Below are 17315 nucleotides of genomic sequence, written 5' to 3' on the forward strand. Positions count from 1 at the left end.
CTGCGGCGGCGAAAGGAAGGAAGGATGACGGACCGGACGGCAGAGTACTTCGCTGGCCCGGCTCGGCGGCGAATGCACCTGCTGCCCAGCGGCTTCGCGGCGACCATTCGCCTTGACCTGCGCCGGCCGGATCGGATGGACCGTTGGTATCTCACCTTGGGTGAGGACGAGTTCTCGTTCCGTCGGGATGGTGAGCGGGAGGCGGACCTGGTGATCGCCGCGGATGGTGAGGTCTTCGACCGGCTCGTGGCTGGAGAGGACCCGACAACGGCGGCCCTGCGTAACGAGATTACCTATCGTGGCCCACCGCTCATCATGATCTACTTCGAGCGCCTGCTACCCGGCCCGCCGGACTCACATGGGCCCGAGCGGGTTCCCGGCAGAGGTGGCGGGGATCATGGACGCTGACCAGGTCAGTATCCTGGAGGGCTTCACGTTCCTGGTCAGCGACAGAAACGGGGACGTCGATCCGGCCGCGAGGGATCCGGTCGGGCTGTATTACCTTGACACCCGCTTCCTCTCCAGATGGATCGTGACGATCGACGGGAAGCGGCTGACCCCGCTCTCCGTCGACGACCTGCAGTATTTCGAGGCGCGGTTCTTCCTGGTGCCCGGCCAGCCGACGCATTACGTCAACGCCACCCTCTCGGTGATCCGGCATCGGTCGATCGTGAGCGGCCTCGACGAGGAGTTGCAGATTCTCAACCACAGCGGCGATCCGGCCGACCTGACGATCCGGCTGGATGCCGCGAGCGACTTCGCCGACCTCGACGACATCGGACGGCCCGCGGTGCGGAAGAAGGGTCGCTACCACCACGAGGTCGGGAACCACCATCTGCACCTCCGGTACAGCCGCGAGGGCTTCCACCGGGCGACGCTGATCCAGAGCACCGAGCCGGCAGAGGTCGACCGGGACGGGATGACGTTCGCCGTCCGGATCCCCCCAAATGGCAGCTGGGCTACCCGGCTGCGGGTGGCGACCGACATCAGCGCCCCGAGTGGCGACGAGGTCACCGGCGGCAGAATGCCCATGCTTCGGAAGCTGAAGGAGGGGGTGCGGGAGGATCTGGACCGGTGGATCGGTCGGGCACCTCGGTTGCAGTGCGACTTCGGCACGCTCACCGCGACCTACCGACGGAGTCTGATCGACCTGGCCGCACTGCGCAGTCCGTCGATCGAGGGCGGTGGCCAGCTACCGTGCGCGGGTCTGCCGTGGCTGAACACGCTGATCGGCCGGCAGAGCATCTTCATCAGCCTCCAGACGCTGCCGTTCCTGCCCGAGCTGGCCGCCACGACGCTGCGGACGCTGGCCGCCTATCAGGGAACGAAGCTCGACGACTTCCGAGAGGAGGAACCCGGGAAGATCCTCCATCTGCTCCGCTGGAGCGAGAGCACGGCGTTCGAGGAGCGTCCCTACGCCCGCTACTTCGGCTCGGTCGACGCGACCCCGCTGTTCGTGGTGCTGCTCGACGAGTACGAGCGCTGGACCGGCGATGTGGAGCTGGTGCGCCGGTTGGAGAACGAAGCACGGCGGGCGCTCAACTGGCTCGACGAGTGGGGCGACCTGGCCGGCGACGGCTACCTGTGGTACCAGCGGCCGAGGGCGCCGGGTGAACAACCCAACCAGTCCTGGAAGGAGTCCGAACGGGCGATCTGCTACGCCGACGGCCGCCTGCCCGGCTTCCCCCGGGCGACCTGCGAGGTCCAGGGCTACGCGTACGACGCGAAGATCCGCGGAGCCCGGCTCGCGCGTACGTTCTGGGGCGATCCCGGGTACGCCGACCGGCTGGAGCACCAGGCGTACGCGCTGCGGGAGCGGTTCAACCGGGACTACTGGCTGCCGGACCGGCGGTACTACGCGCTGGCCCGCGAGACCGACGGCAGCCGGGTGGACGCGCTCGCATCGAACCTGGGACACCTGTTGTGGAGTGGCATCGTCGACCCGGACCGGGCCGAGGCGCTCGTGGAACACCTGCTCGGACCCCGACTCTTCTCCGGCTGGGGCGTCCGCACCCTCGCCGCCGGCCAGTCGAACTTCAACCCCGTCGGCTACCACATCGGCACCGTCTGGCCGTACGACAACTCGGTCATCGCGGAGGGAATGCGCCGGTACGGCTTCACGACCGAGGCGGGCACCGTGGCCCAGGCCATCTTCGAGGCCGGGGCGTATTTCAACGGGCGGCTACCGGAGGCGTTCGCCGGCTACGACCGGCAACTGACCACGTTCCCGGTCCGCTACCCCACCGCCTCCAGCCCTCAGGGGTGGTCAGCCGGGGCGATCCTGTCGTTGCTGCGTACCGTGCTCGGGCTCGAAACGTACGGTGACCACCTGGTCGTCAAGGCCGCGGTCCCGCCCCGGCTCGGCCAGATCGCGCTGCTCGGCATCTGTGGCCGATGGGGGATCGCCGACGCGCTCGGTCGCCCCAGCACGACCGCGTCAAACTGCTGACAGTCGCGATTGCGGCGGCGGGTTCGATGATGGTGTTGACGGGCGTGCGAGTCTCAGGTTCCGGTGCGACTACGGATCAACCGGCCTGGGTGACGACGTCGTTGAGGATCTTCAGTACCTGGTCGGCGGTGCCGGGCGGCGACTCCACGTAGACGCCGACCTGCCAGTGCTTCGTCGCGTCGTTCGGGTCGGTGAAGAAGTGGCTCGCGTCCACCGTGTACAGGCCCTTGTCGTTGGCCTTGGTCTCCACGTAGTGGGTGCGTTGGCGGACCACCTTGGCCTTCTCCGGCTCGTCCAGCCACGTCTGGTTCATCGCCTTCTGCTCGGCGGGGGTGCAGGTGGTCGGGCACGGACGCAGCAGCACGTTCGCCCGCTGTCGGCTGCCGGGGTTGCCCTCGTCGATGCAGACCCACACCTTGCTGTCCGGAATCTTCGGCTGCCCGCCCATGCAGCCCCACGTCCCCGGGGTACGGAACGCGATCGGCCAGCCGGCGAACGCCATCGTGTACGTCTTCTCGCCGTCGGCGTAGGACCGGCCGAGTACGGTCACCGGCTTCGCCGGACGGAGGGTCGGCTCCCCCGCCCCGGGGGTGGGCTCGCCCGGACCGCCGGACGGGTCGGTGCCGCTCGGCTCGGGGCTCGCCGACGGGTCCGGCAGGGACGGGGAGTCCTGCGGCGACGGGCGGCCCGTCGAGGTGGCAACCGGGTTCGAACCGGTGACGAGCCTGCTGATGGCAAACACTCCAAGCCCGACCATCAGGAGCAGGACGACACCTCCGGCGACCAGCGCCGTCTTCGCCCCGGTGGACATCCCCGAGCGCGGCGGGGGCGTGGCCGGGTAGCCAGGGCCGGAGGGGTAACCGGGGCCTGGCGGGTAGCCGGGGCCGGAAGGGTAGCCGGGGCCGGAAGGGTAGCCGGGAGCGGACGGATAGCCGGGGCCGGACGGGTAGCCGGGAGCGGCACCCGACGTCGGCGGAGCGAACGGTCCGCCGGGCAGCGATCCGGGAAGCGGTGCGCCGGGCGGCGTGCCGGTGATCGGCCCGCCGGGAAGTCCCGCCAGCAGCCGCTCCGCGCCGGGCTCACCGGGCTGCTGGTAGGTCGCCGCCCAGGGCCGGGGCCCGGACAGGTCGGCCCCGTGGACCGACAGTTCCCCGGCGTCCGGGGCGTAGCTGCTGTTGCCCACCGCCGCGCCGAACGCACCACGCAACTGCTGGTCCGCCGCCGCCGAGGCGGTCAGCACCACCACGCTCACCGGGGCGCCGGCCTGGTCGACACCGCCGTACAGCTCGGCCACCGCGTTCTGGCCGAGCAGACGCAGCTGGGTGTAGCGCTGGGACAGGAATTCGAGTGGGCCAGGGTCAGAGGGGTACGCCACGATTCGTGACCCTATCGCTTCTCCTGGCGGATTGCCGTGCCCCACGGGCGGTGCTCACCACTGGTCGTGGACGCCTGGACATAGAGTTCTGTTGCTGGATCACGACGACGAGGAGCGCTGCGGTGGCGGTCAGAAGGGCCGAGGGGCATCGGCGCCTGCTGGAGCGGGTGCTGCGTGCCCAGCTGGAGAGCGACACCGAAACGTCCGCCCGGCTGGCCCGCGACGTGCTGCGGGTGCTACCGGAGCTGACCTGGTACGACGCCGCGCGCCGCCAGTGTGTGATCGCGAAAATCCTTGTCGTTCGCCTGACCGAGCGCCTCGCCGCGCAGCCGGAAATCCACCTACCCCCGCCGGGTACCACCCTGACCGAGGCCCTGTACGCGGAGGTGGAAGCCCTGCGGTCACACCGAGAGTCGGGCACCGGGCCCGGGGGGACGTACATGGCTGGGCACCAGGCCGGTTGGGAGAGGTTCCTGGACCGGCTGCGAAGCCGGGCCGATCACCTCGCGCGGCTGGGCGAAGACAGGGCCCGACCCGCTGTCGACGCCCAGCCCCCATCGGAGCGGGCACTCAACGAGGCTGCCGTTCGGCTGGTCGACGCCGCCGCCGCGCTGCCGTCCTGGCGCGGGCGAGTCACCAGCGTGCTCGTCCAGAGCCACGAAGACCTGACCCCGGTCAAACGTCCTCCATCGCCGCCACGGCCTCGGCAACGAAACCGGCGTGACAACGCGCACCTGCTGGCCGCAGAACTGCTGGCCGTCCTGCCCGGACCGCAGAACTTCCAGGCCGCTCGGGACTGCCTCACCGAGACCGGCGATCGGCTACGGGAGCTGCGGGTCCGGTTGGTCGAGCGTCGGGGTGGCGGGGGCACCACGGTGGACGACCGACGCTGGCTGAACTCGCTCGCGGCCGAGCTGCGCAGGCTGGCGGACATGGCCACCATCGGAAGTGGAGGCGAGGCGTTCGTGGCCGGTTACACGATGGCCGGTCACCTGTTCGCCGAGCGGCTACAGGCCCGCGCGGACGAGGTCGCCGCGCCGCAGAGGTGGATCGTCTGGCGCGCAGACCAGGACAGGTGGATGGACACGGTCGAGGTCGCCCAGACCGACTCCGAGGCTGACGCCAAGGCGGTGGTCGCCACGATGCGGCACCGTGGCGACGAGGGCAGGTACGAAATCTCCGACTGGAACTGACCGCCGGCAACTCGCCAACCGGAGTGCGGTGGATGTCAGGTTGTCTTGTGAGCGAGGGTCAGCTGAGTGAGGTATCGCTTGCTGACCTGGCCGTTGTGGTCGCGGTCGATGAGGCCGCCGATGCAGGACAGCAGCGCCTTGCGGTTCGCTTCCGGCAGCGAGCGGGTTGGGGAATAGGTCATCAGCACATCCAGGTAGCTGCGAGTGGTGTATGCCTGTTCCCATTCGTAGCGGCGGAACTGGGCCGGACCGAACCGCTGCGACCGGTCGAACTCGCTCGAATCGTCGGTGAGGTCGGCTGCGGGCGTCAGGCGGAGTCCCGGCGGTGTCTTCGGGTCGAAGCGTTCGTAGCAGTCCTGCACGTCGATGAAGAAGCGCTCTGTGCCGCCGGCGACGTGGTCGGAGTAGATCACTGCCAGGGTGCCACCTGGGCGCAGGATGTCCGCCGCTTTCTGGAAGCGGATGTCGGGATCGATCCAGTGGAACGCAGTCGCGGACACGACCAGATCGAACGGGAGTGCTGGTGGTGTCCAATCCTCGAACGGGGAGACCTCGATGGTGACGTTCGGGAAATCGCGGAGGTTGTGTCTGGCGACGGTTGCCATGTCTGGGCTGAGTTCGACGGCCACGATGGTGCAACCGAGCTGCGCGAGCGGCCGGGTGGCCTGACCGGTGCCGCAGCCGATTTCCAGCACGCGGGACTGCGGAGTCAGGCCGGCGAGCTGGGCCAGGTCGGCGAACAGTTGGTTCGGGTAGCCGGGGCGTGCCTGGTCGTAGAGTTCGGCATCCTGGCCGAAAGTGGCGCGCAGAAGCTCGCGGTCAGTGTCGGTCACGGTGGGACGTTACCCATCAGGCGCTCCGATCCCCAAACGTGTACCTGGCGCGCCCGCCAATGAAATCGCGTCCGCGGCTACCTGGCCCTGACCGCGCCTACGAACGAACGCCAAGCCACCGGCTCGAATGCCAACGTCGGACCGGTCGGGTCCTTCACGACGTGCAGAAGTTGCTCACGCATCACCTCGGCGCCGCCGATCGGCTGGTGCAGCACCCGCTCGTCAATGACAGCGGTGTACATCGGCGACTCGTCACGGGCGAGGATTTCCTGCCGAGCCAGCCGCACGGCCACCTGCCGCTCCACCTGCTCGGCGCTGAGGAGCCCGCCGCTGGCGAGCAGCGCCCGCGCGTACGCCCCGGTCTGCAGTAGACGGGGGAACACCGACAGTTGGAAGGTCCGTAGGGCGATGGCCTCCTGCTCGAAGGTCGCCCACTGCCGGAACCACGGCAGGATCGGCCCCGGGCCGAGCACCTGCTGGATCCGTTCCAGCAGGCCGCCGGTCTCGTCGCGAACCGGCGACTCCCGGGGGCGATCGTGCCGACGCCCGGGGATCGCGGTACGGCCGCACTATGGTGTCCCCGTGGACGATGGATTCGATCTCCATGCCGAACTTGCCGCGGGTGTACGCGACGCCGCTGGGGCGTGGCGGTTCGTCCGGCTGTTCGCCGCGTCCTACGCGAGTCCGGTCCTCGCTGGCGACGGCTGCGACGACGAAGAGTTGCGGGCGGCGGAGGCCCGGCTGGGTTTTCCGCTGCCGGCGTCCCTGCGGGAGGCGTATGCGCTGATCGGCAGGCGCTTCGACCTGACCGGGGCTCAAGATCGCCTTCTTGCTCCGGATGAGGTCACCGTCGACGACACGGGCCAGGTGCTGGTCTTCCGGGTAGAGAACCAGCACGTCGCGCAGTGGGGCATTCCGCTGTCGGCGGTGACCGAGCCCGACCCGCCGGTCGTGTTCCGGCTCGAATCGGTCACGCGGGCCGAGCGCGCCTGGCAGCCCTTCCTGGATCGGGTCTCGCTGGCGTGTGTGGAGATGGCACTGTCGGAATGGATGCTGTCCGGCGGGGTGTACGGCGACAACCGTGAACTGGACGATGACGCCATCGCGTTGCTGGAGGAGCAGTTCCGTCGGTTGCCGATGCCCGACTATCCGCTCTGGGCCGCCCCTGGCGGCCGGCCGATGCGGTGGTTCGACGGGTTGGGGGCGATCCTGCGTGAGGACGCCGGGCAGTGGTTGTGGGTGCGCGCGGCGTCGGCGGACCGGATTGCCGCAGTGCGGCGCGCGCTGCCCGGTGAGTGGTTGATGGACGAGGGGTAGTGGCCGATCGGTCGGGGCCGGATGTAACGACCTTGGGATCAACAGCGGTGGGTGTTGGACGGTGATCACCATTTGGCTGCGCGGTCAGCGGCCAAGTCCGTGACGGCCGGGCCTCGGCGATCGACCAGCATCCGAAGACGTCACCGCACTGGTAATTCAGCAACGAGGGTGGCCAGGCTCCAGACGGGACCGGCAGAATCCGCAGTCTGGAGCCATGGAGATTGGCACCTGAAATCGGATTGTCATGCGGCCCACTGCATAGATATGCTCGGGCCATGTTCTCCATCCATCCTTGTGCCTGTCTCGACTGTTCACTACTCGGGGAAAGGCGGACCCTCCCGGTGTCCACATGCCGCCTGACAGTCGGATGAGTGGGGCGAGGCTGCCGCCACCGGAGGAGCCCGGCGCGACGGGATCGCGGTGCGACCTGCGGGTGTGCTTCTTCGGTGACTCGTTCACGGCGGGGGTTGGCGATCCGTCCGGTGTGGGCTGGGTGGGGCTCGTGGCCGCTGCCGCCCGTGCGCAAGGCCATGATCTGACCGTCTACAACATGGGGGTTCGCCGGGACACATCCCTGGACGTGGCCCAACGTTGGCTTCCTGAAGCCCGTGTCCGCCTCAAGGACGGGCAGGCTTTCGGGGTCGTGTTCGCGTTGGGGACCAACGACGTGGACATGCAGCTCGGCCAGGTGCGCGTTCCGCCGGGCCGATCACTCGCGCTGCTTGCCGCGATGCTCGATGACGCCCACGCCGCACGGTGGCACACGCTTGTTGTGGGGCCGCCGCCGGTGCTGGACCGGCAGGCGAGCAAACGGGCAGCCGATCTCGCCGCCGCGATGGCGCAGGTGTGCACCACCCGAAGCGTGCCGTTCGTCGATGTCACGGCGCTCTCAGCAGACCCGGTCTGGAGCCAGGAGATCGCTGCGGGTGATGCCTATCATCCGTTCGCGGCTGGTTATGCCCGCCTCGCCGCCCTGGTGGAGCCGGTTCTCCTGCGGTGGCTGGCCGGCATGCCAGCCGACCTGAGGTACTCAACACGATCAAAGCCACCGTCGCCTCCGACGCCCACGGACGGACGATGTGGGCCGGCGCCATCCGCCCAGGCCGACAACACGACCAGACCGCCGTGCGCCGCGACGTCCTACCAGAGGTCATCCGAGCCGTCGCGGGCCTGGGCAGCGACCGCGCCGCAGCCCGACGAAACCAACCCCGACACCCACCACAATTGACCCCAAGGTCGTAACCGCAGAACGCGGACCTCGCTATGCCGCCTCACCGGACCAGCCCGGCGACAGGAAGACGACGATGTCGGTCTCGTGGCCGGCCAGGGGCGCCGGTTCGTGCCAGCCGAGCCGGCGGTAGAACGCGAGGGTGTCGTGGGCCTGGTTCCAGGTGAGCAGCCAGGCTCGGCCGCCGGGCGCGCTCCCGGTGAGTGCCTCCAGCAGCCGCCGGCCCAGTCCGGTGCCCCGGGCGCCTGGCCGTACCCCCAGCTCGTCGATCTCGAAGGCGCCCACCAGCAACTTTCGCACCCGGTCCGCGCCGAGCCGCTCGATGACCTTGCCGTAGGCGCGATCGGTCCGGAACGGGTCCGGCGTGGTCCAGCCGGATACGAAGCCGTCCACTGCACCGTTGTCCGAGCGGGACACGATCGCCCGGAACCCTGGGCGATGGGCGTCGCCCGCCAACCGATCGCGGAACGCCACCCGGGTCGGGTCGGGGTCGCGATGATCCCAGGGCGGGGCGGTGAAGATGTCGACGTACGTCTCGGTGAGTTCATCGGCGATGGCGAGGATCTCTGATCCGACGTACCGCATGATGATCATCGTACCCGGCCACCGCGCGGCCGGCTCCCGGCGAATGCACTTCGAGTCACCAATCAGTCACATAAAGTGACTGCATGCCTGCGGTGCCCTGGTGGGCGGTGCTCTCGGCGGTGACGCTTCCCGTTCTGCTGATCATCGGATGGACAACCGCGGCGCTACGTCAGCCCCCCGGGTACGACCCGTTGGCGGACACCGTGAGCGCACTCTCCTCGTACGGGATGATCGACATGGTGATCCTGATGAGTTGCCTCGCCGGGCTCGGGTTGGCACACCTGATCACCGCGATCGGCCTGCGCCCCGTACCCCGGATCGGCCGGATCGTGTACGGGATCGGCGGGGCCGCGACCATCCTGGTGGCCGCCGTACCGAAGGTTGATTCCCACACGCCCCGGGTGCACGGCATCGCCGCCGTGGTCGGGTTCGTGGGGCTCGCGGCCTGGCCGGCGGCGGCCGTGTTACCCGGTATCCGACGCGCGTCCCGGGCCCGCGACCGCGCCGACCCGGCGGCGACGCCCGGCCCGGACCGGCCCTGGGTGCTGCGGCCGGCCGTCGGAATCGCCGTCGCGCTGACGATGCTCGGCCTCGGCCTGTGGCTGGCGCTGCAACTGCCCGACGGCGGCCTGGCCGGCCTCGCCGAGCGGATGACCGCCGGCGCCGAGGTGATCTGGCCGCTGGTGGTGGTGCTGACCCTGCTCCGCCGGACCCGCCGCCATCCCCCGGCACCCACCTGACAGCCATGATCGGCGTGACCGGGAAGGTGGTGCCGGCGATTGCCGACGACCGACCGAGGGGACCCGATCACGCCGATCACGAAACTCGGTCAGCTCAGTAGACGCTGACGCCGTACGCGTTGAGCGCCTCGACCACCGGCTGGAAGTACGTGACCCCGCCGCTGCTGCAGTTGCCGCTGCCACCCGAGGTCAGGCCCAGCGCGGTGCTGCCGGCGAAGAGCGAGCCGCCGCTGTCACCGGGCTCGGCGCAGACGGTGGTCCGGATCAGGCCGGAGACCGTTCCGCTGCCCTGGTAGGTGACGGTGGCGTTGAGCGCGGTCACCCGGCCGCCGCGCACGCCCGTGGTGCTGCCGCTGCGCTGCACCGACTGGTTGACGCTCGGGTTGGCCGCACCGGTGATGTCCTGGTAGCCGCCGTAGAGGTAGACGTCACCCGGCTGCTGCGCGGTGCTGCTGTACCGGACGATGCCGTAGTCGTTGCCGGGGAAGCTGCTGCCGGCCCGGGTGCCGATCACGGCGCCGCCGGAGCTGGCCCGCCAGCTCGAACCGATGTTGGTGCAGTGGCCGGCGGTGAGGAAGTAGTAGGTGCTGCCGCTGCGGACGTTGAAGCCGAGCGAGCACCGGGCGCCGCTCGTGTAGATCGCCTGTCCGCCGGAGACGGTGGTGCTCAGGGTGCCGGCGACCGCCTGGACCCGTACGGCGCCACCGAACCGGGCCGCCACCGCGTTGACCTTGGCGAGCTTGGCGCCGGTGACGGTGCTGTCGACGTCGACGACGACCTGGTTGCTGACCGGGTCGACGTACCAGGCGGTGCCCGCGATCCGGGCCGACCGGTACAACTCGTCGGTCACCTTGGCGAGTTCGGCGGATCCTCGGGCGACGACCTTGGGGATCGCGCCGGCAGCCCGGACCTCGCGGGCCGCGGACTCGTCGGTCACCGTGACGACCGCCTTGCCACCGGAGTCCAGGTACGTACCGGCGGAGCGGGCGCCGAGCCGCTCGGAGAGCGCCGTCGCGGCCTCCGGCGAGGCGCCCACGGCCGGCGCGGCCTGGGCGGGCACGGACACCAGCAGTCCGGCGACGAGGGACCCGGCCGCGAAGGTGACGGCGGCAACCCGGATCGTGGACCTTGTGGGTCGCATATGGAGCCTCCCATGGGGGGTTTGGAGGTTTCTGCGCCGAGAAGGCACATCTTCAACGAGTATTCAGACATCTAAGATCATGAACAAGATGCCTTGCATATCGGCTGGTAGAGGACAGATCCCTTATGGTTCGACGCGTTGTGGAGGCTGAGGGCGGTCTATATGCTCTGCGCACCTCAGCTGGCCCAGGCAACCGTGATCCGGAGGCCGCCCATGTCCACCGTCCGTCGTACCGCCACCCTCCTGTCCACGCTCCTCGTCTCCGCCGTACTCGGAACGACCGTCGGGATCAGCCCGGCAGGTGCCGACCCCGGTCCACCCCCCAACTCGATGGCCAGCCTGGGTGACTCGATCACCCGCGGCTTCAACGCCTGCGGCTGGTACGTCGACTGTCCGTCCCGATCGTTCAGCACCGGCGACGACGCGTCGGTGAACAGTCACTACCTGCGCATCCGCGCCGTGAACCCGTCGATCAACGGCCGCAACCACAACGACGGGCGGTCCGGCGCGAAGTCCGCGGACATGGCCGGGCAGGCCGGCACGGCCGTCTCGCAGGGCGTCGACTACGTGACGATGCTGATCGGCGCCAACGACGCCTGCACCAGTTCCGAGTCGAGCATGACCTCGATCGGCACCTTCCGGAGCAACATCGACGCGGCCCTCGGTCGGCTGAAGTCCGGCCTGCCGAACGCCCGGGTCTTCGTGATCAGCGTGCCCGACATCCAGCGGCTGTGGTCGGTCGGCCGGGGAAGTCTCGCCGCCCGTTCGGCCTGGTCACTGTTTGGCATCTGCCAGTCGATGCTGGCCAACCCGACCTCGAACGCCCAGGCCGACGTCGACCGCCGCAACCGGGTACGCCAGCGGGTGGTCGACTTCAACACGCAGCTCGCCCAGGCCTGTGCCGCGTACGGGTCCAACTGCGCCTTCGACGACAACGCGGTGTTCAACTTCCCGTTCGCCCTCGGCCAGTTGTCCAGTTGGGACTACTTCCATCCCAACGCCTCGGGGCAGCAGGCGCTCGCCACCATCTCGTACGGCGCCGGCTTCCGCTGGTAGTGCACGGACGTGACGCCGCCGGAGACTTCCTTCTTCGGCGGCGTCGACCGGACAGCGCCGGAGAACGATCTCCGCTCAGGCGTGGGTACGCGCACCCGGGCCGGGACGCGGCGCGACGTCGCGCGGGGAGGTCACCTCGTGGCCGGCCGCACACCGCAGTACCGCCCGCACCTCGGCCTCGCAGCCCCGGTGCACCGTGGTCAGCGGTGACCCCTCCGGATCGGCGAGGTAGCGGTCGCCCCACTCCAGCACCGCCACCAGTACGGGCCACAGGTCGAGGCCCCTGGTGGTGAGCCGGTACTCGTGCCGGACCCGGGCACCGGGCTCCCGGTACGGCTCGCGGCGCAGCAGGCCCTGCTCGACCAGCATCGTCAGCCGGTCGGTGAGCACCTGACGGGGAATCCGCGTACGCCTGCGCATGTCGTCGAAGCGTCGGACCCCGCTGAACACCTCACGGAGCACGACGACGGTCCACCGTTCGCCGAGGATCGCCATGGCGCGAGCGATGGTGCAGTTCTCGACCGACCAGTCCAGCGCTTCGGGTGCCGCCATCCCGCCAGGCTAGGTCTTATTGACAGACTCAGCAACCGCTGCGAAGCTGCGTCCATGACCGAGACGCAGCCCGAGCCCCGCAACCGCACCTTCTCCTGGAACGATCCGGCGAAGAGTGTTGCCCAGCTCGGCCGGCGCGGCGGGCTCGAACTGCTGCGCGCGATGATCGCCGGTGAGGTGCCCTCCCCACCTGTCACCGACCTGATCGCGATGGGTCGGATGACCGCCGACGAGGGCCGGGTCTCGGTCGAGATGACGGCACAGGAGTTCCACTACAACCCGCTCGGCACGGTGCACGGCGGCGTGCTGTCGATCCTGCTGGACACCGCCGCCGCATGCGCCGTGCACACCACCCTGCCGGCCGGAATGGGCTACACGTCGCTGGATCTCAACGTCAAGTTCCTCCGCCCGGTCACCGTGGAGAGTGGACTGCTGCGCTGCGAGGGCACGGTTCTCCAGCGGGGCCGCCGGACCGCGCTGGCCGAGGCGAAGCTGACCGACGGACGCGGCCGCCTGGTCGCCCACGCGACCTCGTCGTGTCTGCTCTTCGAGACCCCGGTGACCCAGCCCGAGAATCCGGCCCCGGCGGCGCAGCCGGCCGTCGCCGTCCGGTAGCCGGTCGCACCGTCGCCGTCCGGCAACCGGTCGCACCGTCGCCGTCCGGCAACCGGACGCACCCTCCCCGGCCGGCAATCTGTCGATCCGCCCTCGGCCGGTAACCCGTCGATCCGCCCCGGCGCCGATAACCGATCAGACCGACGCCGGCAGGTAAGCGATCAGACCGTCTCCGGCCGCCGCCACCAGGAGATCGGGGCGGGCCACGATGGCGGTCACCGTGGCATCGAATTCGATCGTCCGACCGGGCGGGGTGACGACCCCGAGCGGGTGCCACCGCAGCACGGTGCCGTCCGTGGCGACCAGCCAGGCGATCCCGTCGGCCCGGGTCACCGCCAGCGAGCGCACCGGCCCGGTGGCGGTCATCAGCACCGCCGGTTCGGGCAGGGCCGGCTCGCCGTACTCCTCCGCCGGCCCGGGGTCGGTCAGGTCCGTCCGGCCCGACCCGGACCCGTCCGGATCGGTCCGTACCAGGTCGGTCAGGTCGACGCTGCGGACCTGGCCGTTGCGTCCCGCGCCGAAGACCAGGCCGCGCCCGTCGACCGTGGCAGCCGCGACCGCGTACGCGGCACCGCCGTGACCGTCCAGCACCGTCCGTACGCTCCGCCCGGACCGCGCGTCCCACAGCCGTACGGTGTCGTCGGCGGCAGCGCTGAGCAGCACGGGTACGCCAGCCAACTCCCCGATCGCGACCGCGTGGACGGGGCCGGAATGCCCGGTCAACGGGCCGGTCACCGCACCGGTCTCGACGTCGAGCCGGAACAGCACCTCCCCGGCGGTCAGCAGCAGCACCCACCGGCCGTCGACCAGCCCCGACGCGACCGGGCCCACCGCGCCGTCCGGGCCGACGACACCGGCCGGACACGGCATGGGCACCCCGATCCGGGTGCCTGTGGCCGGGTCCCACACCTCGATCGTGTCCGGCCCGATCCGGGCCAGCGACGGTGGATGTCCCGGCACGACCAGCACCGGCGCGACCGTTCCCGACGAGCCCGCCCCAGCGGCGGCCGGCACCCCGTCCAGCGGCACCTCGACCTCCACGCCGCGCACCCCGTCCAGCGGCGCCTCGACCTCCACGCCGTGCACCCCGTCGAGCGGCACCTCGACCTCCCCGCCGCGCACCGCGTCGAGGGCCCGGACGGCCCGACCGGCGAACCCGGCGAGCACGACGGGGCGGCCGGCGACCTCGGTGATCGCGAGCCGGGTCGGGCCGGGGACGGCCTCGGGCCGCTCGGCACCACGGCTGCCGGGCGGCACCTCGCGGCGGAACGGGTAGGGCCGTTCCGGATCCCACACCCACACCAGACCGGCGGCGTCACCGGTGACCAGCATCGGCCGACCCGTGATCTCGACGGCGATGGTGCAGGTCGGTGCCGCCTCGTACGGATAGCGGAACGCCTCCCCGAACTGCGTACCGGACTCGGGCAGCCAGGCCCGTACGGTCGAGTCGTCACCGCTCCACAGCACCGGGCGGTCGCCCAACCGTCCCGCGACGACCGAGTTGACCTGACCGGTGTGCGCGGAGAACGCCGGCCCGAGCGGCATTCCGCCGGGCACCTCCCACACCCGGACCAGTCGCCCGGCGGCACCGAGCAGGACCCGCTGTTCCCGCCAGTCGGCGAACCGCAGGACGTTCACCAGGCCCGGCACCTCGAACGCGTACTCGCCGAGTTGCTCCCCGCGTACGCCCTCGCCGTCACCCGGATCGGCGACCAGGCGCCACAGCGAGATCCTGCCGGTACCGGTGCCGACCGCCACCAGGGCGTCGTCGCCGGTCCCCGTCGCGGCCAGTACCGCGACCCGCTCCGTACCGGCCCGCAGCGAGCCGACCCGCTCGCCCCCGTCCGCCGCCAGCGACCAGACCTGAAGGGTCGGCGACCCGCCGGTCAGCACCACGTGGGGCCGACCGGCCAGGGTGACGGTGCCCAGGGAGCGGACGTCCCCACACCATCGCCGCCATCGGGACCGGCCGCTGTCGAGGTCGCTGACCTGTAGATAGCCCGACCCTGCACCGGACACGATCATCAGCTCGCCGGCGATCCGGACCGTCGCACAGGTGCTGGCGTGGGCCCGCTCGTCCACCGCGCCGACCAGGCTGCCGTCCAGGAGATCGAGGACGACCCGGGCCCCGGCGTAGCTGGTGACCAGCGCATGCGGTCGTCCGGTCCGGTCGTCCGGGTAGCCGACCAGTTGGGTGACCCACGCCGGCACCGGCTGGTACGGCCCGGCGCGGGCCAGGCCGGAGCGGGGCCGGAGACCGTCCCGGCCCCAGGTCCAACCCGGCCGCCAGGACCAGCCGGATCCGCCGGCGGTCCGCGTTCCGGAGCGGCCGGCCGTGGTCCAGACCCGCCCGCCGGTCATCGCGGCGAGGCGGGAACGGAAGCGCGATCATCGAGCAGCGTCGCATCGACGAGCATGGTTCGGCAGTTTAGTCCGGATGGCGCGGTTGTCGGACACACCGGCAAGGACCGGCATCACCGGCAGGCCCGACATAGCCGATTCGACTGGCACAACCGGCGCATCCTCCGGCCCTCAGGTCCCTCCGGTCTCCGGTCTGTCCGGACTCTCCGGTCCCTCCTAGACCGAGAGCAGCCCGTGCACCGACGGGTCCCGGAGGTCCTCCCGGTCGCCGGACCGGACCACCTCGCCCGCATCCAGGATCACGAAACGGTCCGCCACCCGCAGTGCGAGGTCCAGATACTGCTCGACCAGCAGGATCGCCAGGCCGAGTTCGGAGTGCAACCGCTGTACGGCCTCCTCGATCTCCAGGATGATCGACGGCTGGATGCCCTCGGTCGGCTCGTCCAGCAGCAGCATCTTCGGCCGGCTGACCAGTGCACGGGCGATGGCGAGCTGCTGCTGTTGCCCGCCGGAGAGGAACCCGGCCCGTCGGCGCAGCAACGCCGGCAGGGCCGGGAAGAGATCGAGGGCCTCGTCCACCGCACCCCGACTGACCTCCCCCGCCGCCTCGGCCGCGACCTGGAGGTTCTCCGCGACGGTGAGCTGCGGAAAGGTCTCGTGGCCCGGGGGTACGTAGCCGAGCCCCCGGCGTACCCGTTCGTGTGTCTTGAGGCCGGTGATCTCCTCTCCGGCGAAGACGACCCGACCGGCCCGAACCGGAAGCACCCCCATGATCGCCTTGAGCAGGGTCGTCTTGCCCACCCCGTTCCGCCCCATCACGCAGACCAGCGCACCGGCCGGCGCCTCCAGGTCCACCCCGAAGAGCACCTGCGCCCGGCCGTACGCCACGTCCAGCCCCTGCACCGTCAACATCTACGAGACCTCCCTGACCAGTTCGGCACTCTCCTTGCGGGTCCGGCCGAGGTACACCTCCTGCACCCGGGGGTCGGCCTGCACCTGGGCGACCGTCCCCTCGCAGAGCAGCCGGCCCTCGTGCAGCACGGTGACCGTGCTGGCGAACCGGCGCAGGAAGTCCATGTCGTGTTCGACCACGATGACGGTGTGGTCCCGGGCGACCTGTTGCAGCAGTTCACCGGTGCGGGCCCGCTCGTCCCGGCTCATCCCGGCCACCGGCTCGTCCAGCAGCAACAGGCTCGGAGACTGCGCCAGCAGCATGCCGATCTCCAGCCACTGCCGCTGGCCGTGCGACAGCACCCCTGCGGGACGGTTCGCCAACTCCGCCAGGCCGGTGGTGTCCAGGGCCGATGCGACCAGGTCGGCGATTCCCCGCCGTCGACGCAGCAGCGTGCCGAGCGGACGCCGGAAGGTCGCGGCGAGGTCCAGGTTCTCCAGCACCGTCAACTGCTCGAAGACGACCGACGTCTGGAAGGTACGGCCGATCCCGAGCCGGACGATCTGGTGCTCGCGCCGGCCGCACAGCTCCGCACCGGCGAACCGGACCGAGCCCGACGCCGGCCTCGTCAGACCGGTGATCACGTCGATCAGCGTGGTCTTGCCGGCCCCGTTGGGTCCGATCAGGAACCGCAGCTCGCCCGCGTCGACGGTGAAGTCGAGATCGGTGACGGCCCGGAATCCGGAGAAGACGACGTTCAGTCCCCGGACCTGCAACAGGTCGCTCATGATCCCACCTCGCCCCGCTCGGCGGCCGCCACCGGCACACCTGATCCGGCTCGCTCCGGCGTACCCACCGCGCCGTTCGGCTCCGACGCACCCACCGATCCGTTCGGCTCCGGCGTGCCCGACGGTGTCTGACGAGGCCGGCGTCGGGCTCGGTCCGGTTCGCCGGTGCGGAGCTGTGCGGCCGGCGCGA

18 protein-coding genes are annotated in these 17315 nt (G+C 70.5%); 8 read left to right on the forward strand and 10 right to left on the reverse strand.

Going from position 1 to position 17315, the window contains the following annotated elements; translation table 11 throughout:
* The first annotated feature begins 24 nt into the window (after positions 1 to 24).
* Complete coding sequence (locus I0C86_RS27440) at positions 25 to 408, forward strand: SCP2 sterol-binding domain-containing protein (RefSeq protein WP_196204187.1); 384 nt, start codon at positions 25 to 27, stop codon at positions 406 to 408.
* Entirely contained in the window at positions 398 to 2449 is a 2052-nt protein-coding gene (locus I0C86_RS27445) for an amylo-alpha-1,6-glucosidase (protein ID WP_196204188.1), read from the forward strand. Before I0C86_RS27440 ends, I0C86_RS27445 begins: the two co-directional genes overlap by 11 nt.
* Positions 2450 to 2525: 76 nt before the next feature.
* On the opposite strand, the gene I0C86_RS27450 is transcribed toward I0C86_RS27445, so the two are convergent.
* Positions 2526 to 3824 carry a hypothetical protein gene (locus I0C86_RS27450; RefSeq protein ID WP_196204189.1) on the reverse strand — a complete coding sequence of 433 codons (1299 nt, stop codon included), beginning with the start codon at positions 3822 to 3824 and terminating at the stop codon, positions 2526 to 2528.
* A gap of 122 nt (positions 3825 to 3946) precedes the next feature.
* Between I0C86_RS27450 and I0C86_RS27455 the strand changes: the two genes are divergently transcribed.
* Positions 3947 to 5017 carry a hypothetical protein gene (locus I0C86_RS27455; protein WP_196204190.1) on the forward strand — a complete coding sequence of 357 codons (1071 nt, stop codon included), beginning with the start codon at positions 3947 to 3949 and terminating at the stop codon, positions 5015 to 5017.
* Positions 5018 to 5052: 35 nt separating this feature from the next.
* On the opposite strand, the gene I0C86_RS27460 is transcribed toward I0C86_RS27455, so the two are convergent.
* Both I0C86_RS27460 and I0C86_RS27465 read right to left on the reverse strand, forming a co-directional pair.
* A complete protein-coding gene (locus tag I0C86_RS27460; protein WP_196204191.1) occupies positions 5053 to 5850 on the reverse strand; it encodes a class I SAM-dependent methyltransferase in 798 nt (265 codons plus the stop codon).
* 77 nt (positions 5851 to 5927) lie between these two features.
* Positions 5928 to 6323 carry a DUF397 domain-containing protein gene (locus I0C86_RS27465; protein ID WP_196204192.1) on the reverse strand — a complete coding sequence of 132 codons (396 nt, stop codon included), beginning with the start codon at positions 6321 to 6323 and terminating at the stop codon, positions 5928 to 5930.
* A gap of 109 nt (positions 6324 to 6432) precedes the next feature.
* On the opposite strand from I0C86_RS27465, the gene I0C86_RS27470 reads away from it, so the two are divergent.
* Together I0C86_RS27470 and I0C86_RS27475 are read left to right on the forward strand one after the other, a co-directional pair.
* Positions 6433 to 7167, forward strand: a complete 735-nt coding sequence (locus I0C86_RS27470) for an SMI1/KNR4 family protein (RefSeq protein ID WP_196204193.1) — start codon at positions 6433 to 6435, stop codon at positions 7165 to 7167.
* A 367-nt stretch (positions 7168 to 7534) separates the two neighbouring features.
* Entirely contained in the window at positions 7535 to 8395 is an 861-nt protein-coding gene (locus tag I0C86_RS27475; protein WP_230394884.1) for a GDSL-type esterase/lipase family protein, read from the forward strand.
* A gap of 33 nt (positions 8396 to 8428) precedes the next feature.
* Here the strand turns inward: I0C86_RS27475 and I0C86_RS27480 are convergent, their stop codons facing one another.
* Entirely contained in the window at positions 8429 to 8980 is a 552-nt protein-coding gene (locus I0C86_RS27480) for a GNAT family N-acetyltransferase (protein WP_196204194.1), read from the reverse strand.
* A gap of 83 nt (positions 8981 to 9063) precedes the next feature.
* Here I0C86_RS27480 and I0C86_RS27485 point away from each other — a divergent pair, with 83 nt between their 5' ends.
* Positions 9064 to 9720, forward strand: a complete 657-nt coding sequence (locus I0C86_RS27485) for a DUF998 domain-containing protein (RefSeq protein WP_196204195.1) — start codon at positions 9064 to 9066, stop codon at positions 9718 to 9720.
* Positions 9721 to 9814: 94 nt separating this feature from the next.
* On the opposite strand, the gene I0C86_RS27490 is transcribed toward I0C86_RS27485, so the two are convergent.
* Positions 9815 to 10861, reverse strand: coding sequence for a S1 family peptidase (locus I0C86_RS27490; protein ID WP_196204196.1), 1047 nt, complete (start codon positions 10859 to 10861; stop codon positions 9815 to 9817).
* 213 nt (positions 10862 to 11074) lie between these two features.
* Between I0C86_RS27490 and I0C86_RS27495 the strand changes: the two genes are divergently transcribed.
* Positions 11075 to 11917, forward strand: coding sequence for a GDSL-type esterase/lipase family protein (locus I0C86_RS27495; protein ID WP_196204197.1), 843 nt, complete (start codon positions 11075 to 11077; stop codon positions 11915 to 11917).
* Positions 11918 to 11992: 75 nt separating this feature from the next.
* Here the strand turns inward: I0C86_RS27495 and I0C86_RS27500 are convergent, their stop codons facing one another.
* Positions 11993 to 12469 carry a winged helix-turn-helix transcriptional regulator gene (locus I0C86_RS27500; protein ID WP_196204198.1) on the reverse strand — a complete coding sequence of 159 codons (477 nt, stop codon included), beginning with the start codon at positions 12467 to 12469 and terminating at the stop codon, positions 11993 to 11995.
* A 54-nt stretch (positions 12470 to 12523) separates the two neighbouring features.
* On the opposite strand from I0C86_RS27500, the gene I0C86_RS27505 reads away from it, so the two are divergent.
* Positions 12524 to 13084, forward strand: coding sequence for a PaaI family thioesterase (locus tag I0C86_RS27505; protein WP_196204199.1), 561 nt, complete (start codon positions 12524 to 12526; stop codon positions 13082 to 13084).
* 135 nt (positions 13085 to 13219) lie between these two features.
* Here I0C86_RS27505 and I0C86_RS27510 read toward each other — a convergent pair whose 3' ends face one another.
* The 4 genes from I0C86_RS27510 to I0C86_RS43845 form a co-directional block, all read right to left on the reverse strand.
* The gene (locus I0C86_RS27510; protein WP_196204200.1) at positions 13220 to 15445 is read right to left on the reverse strand and encodes a WD40 repeat domain-containing protein; all 2226 of its coding nucleotides are present in this window, start codon (positions 15443 to 15445) and stop codon (positions 13220 to 13222) included.
* Positions 15446 to 15661: 216 nt separating this feature from the next.
* A complete protein-coding gene (gene urtE, locus I0C86_RS27515) occupies positions 15662 to 16357 on the reverse strand; it encodes an urea ABC transporter ATP-binding subunit UrtE (protein ID WP_196204201.1) in 696 nt (231 codons plus the stop codon).
* Positions 16358 to 17125, reverse strand: a complete 768-nt coding sequence (gene urtD / locus I0C86_RS27520; protein WP_196204202.1) for an urea ABC transporter ATP-binding protein UrtD — start codon at positions 17123 to 17125, stop codon at positions 16358 to 16360.
* Positions 17122 to 17315 (reverse strand): hypothetical protein (locus I0C86_RS43845; protein ID WP_230394885.1); only part of this gene is annotated, 194 nt, incomplete at its 5' end. The genes I0C86_RS43845 and urtD, both read right to left, overlap by 4 nt.

Origin of the sequence: Plantactinospora alkalitolerans, assembly GCF_015690345.1 — a bacterium.
GTDB lineage: Bacteria > Actinomycetota > Actinomycetes > Mycobacteriales > Micromonosporaceae > Plantactinospora > Plantactinospora alkalitolerans.

Coding starts and splice junctions, on each gene's coding strand:
- I0C86_RS27475 (WP_230394884.1), top strand. CDS start 7,535: ATGAGTGGGGCGAGGCTGCCGCCACCGGAGGAGCCCGGCGCGACGGGA.
- I0C86_RS27480 (WP_196204194.1), bottom strand. CDS start 8,980: ATGCGGTACGTCGGATCAGAGATCCTCGCCATCGCCGATGAACTCACC.
- I0C86_RS27505 (WP_196204199.1), top strand. CDS start 12,524: ATGACCGAGACGCAGCCCGAGCCCCGCAACCGCACCTTCTCCTGGAAC.
- I0C86_RS27485 (WP_196204195.1), top strand. CDS start 9,064: ATGCCTGCGGTGCCCTGGTGGGCGGTGCTCTCGGCGGTGACGCTTCCC.
- I0C86_RS27495 (WP_196204197.1), top strand. CDS start 11,075: ATGTCCACCGTCCGTCGTACCGCCACCCTCCTGTCCACGCTCCTCGTC.
- I0C86_RS27490 (WP_196204196.1), bottom strand. CDS start 10,861: ATGCGACCCACAAGGTCCACGATCCGGGTTGCCGCCGTCACCTTCGCG.
- I0C86_RS27510 (WP_196204200.1), bottom strand. CDS start 15,445: ATGACCGGCGGGCGGGTCTGGACCACGGCCGGCCGCTCCGGAACGCGG.
- urtE (WP_196204201.1), bottom strand. CDS start 16,357: ATGTTGACGGTGCAGGGGCTGGACGTGGCGTACGGCCGGGCGCAGGTG.
- urtD (WP_196204202.1), bottom strand. CDS start 17,125: ATGAGCGACCTGTTGCAGGTCCGGGGACTGAACGTCGTCTTCTCCGGA.
- I0C86_RS27500 (WP_196204198.1), bottom strand. CDS start 12,469: ATGGCGGCACCCGAAGCGCTGGACTGGTCGGTCGAGAACTGCACCATC.
- I0C86_RS27445 (WP_196204188.1), top strand. CDS start 398: ATGGACGCTGACCAGGTCAGTATCCTGGAGGGCTTCACGTTCCTGGTC.
- I0C86_RS27440 (WP_196204187.1), top strand. CDS start 25: ATGACGGACCGGACGGCAGAGTACTTCGCTGGCCCGGCTCGGCGGCGA.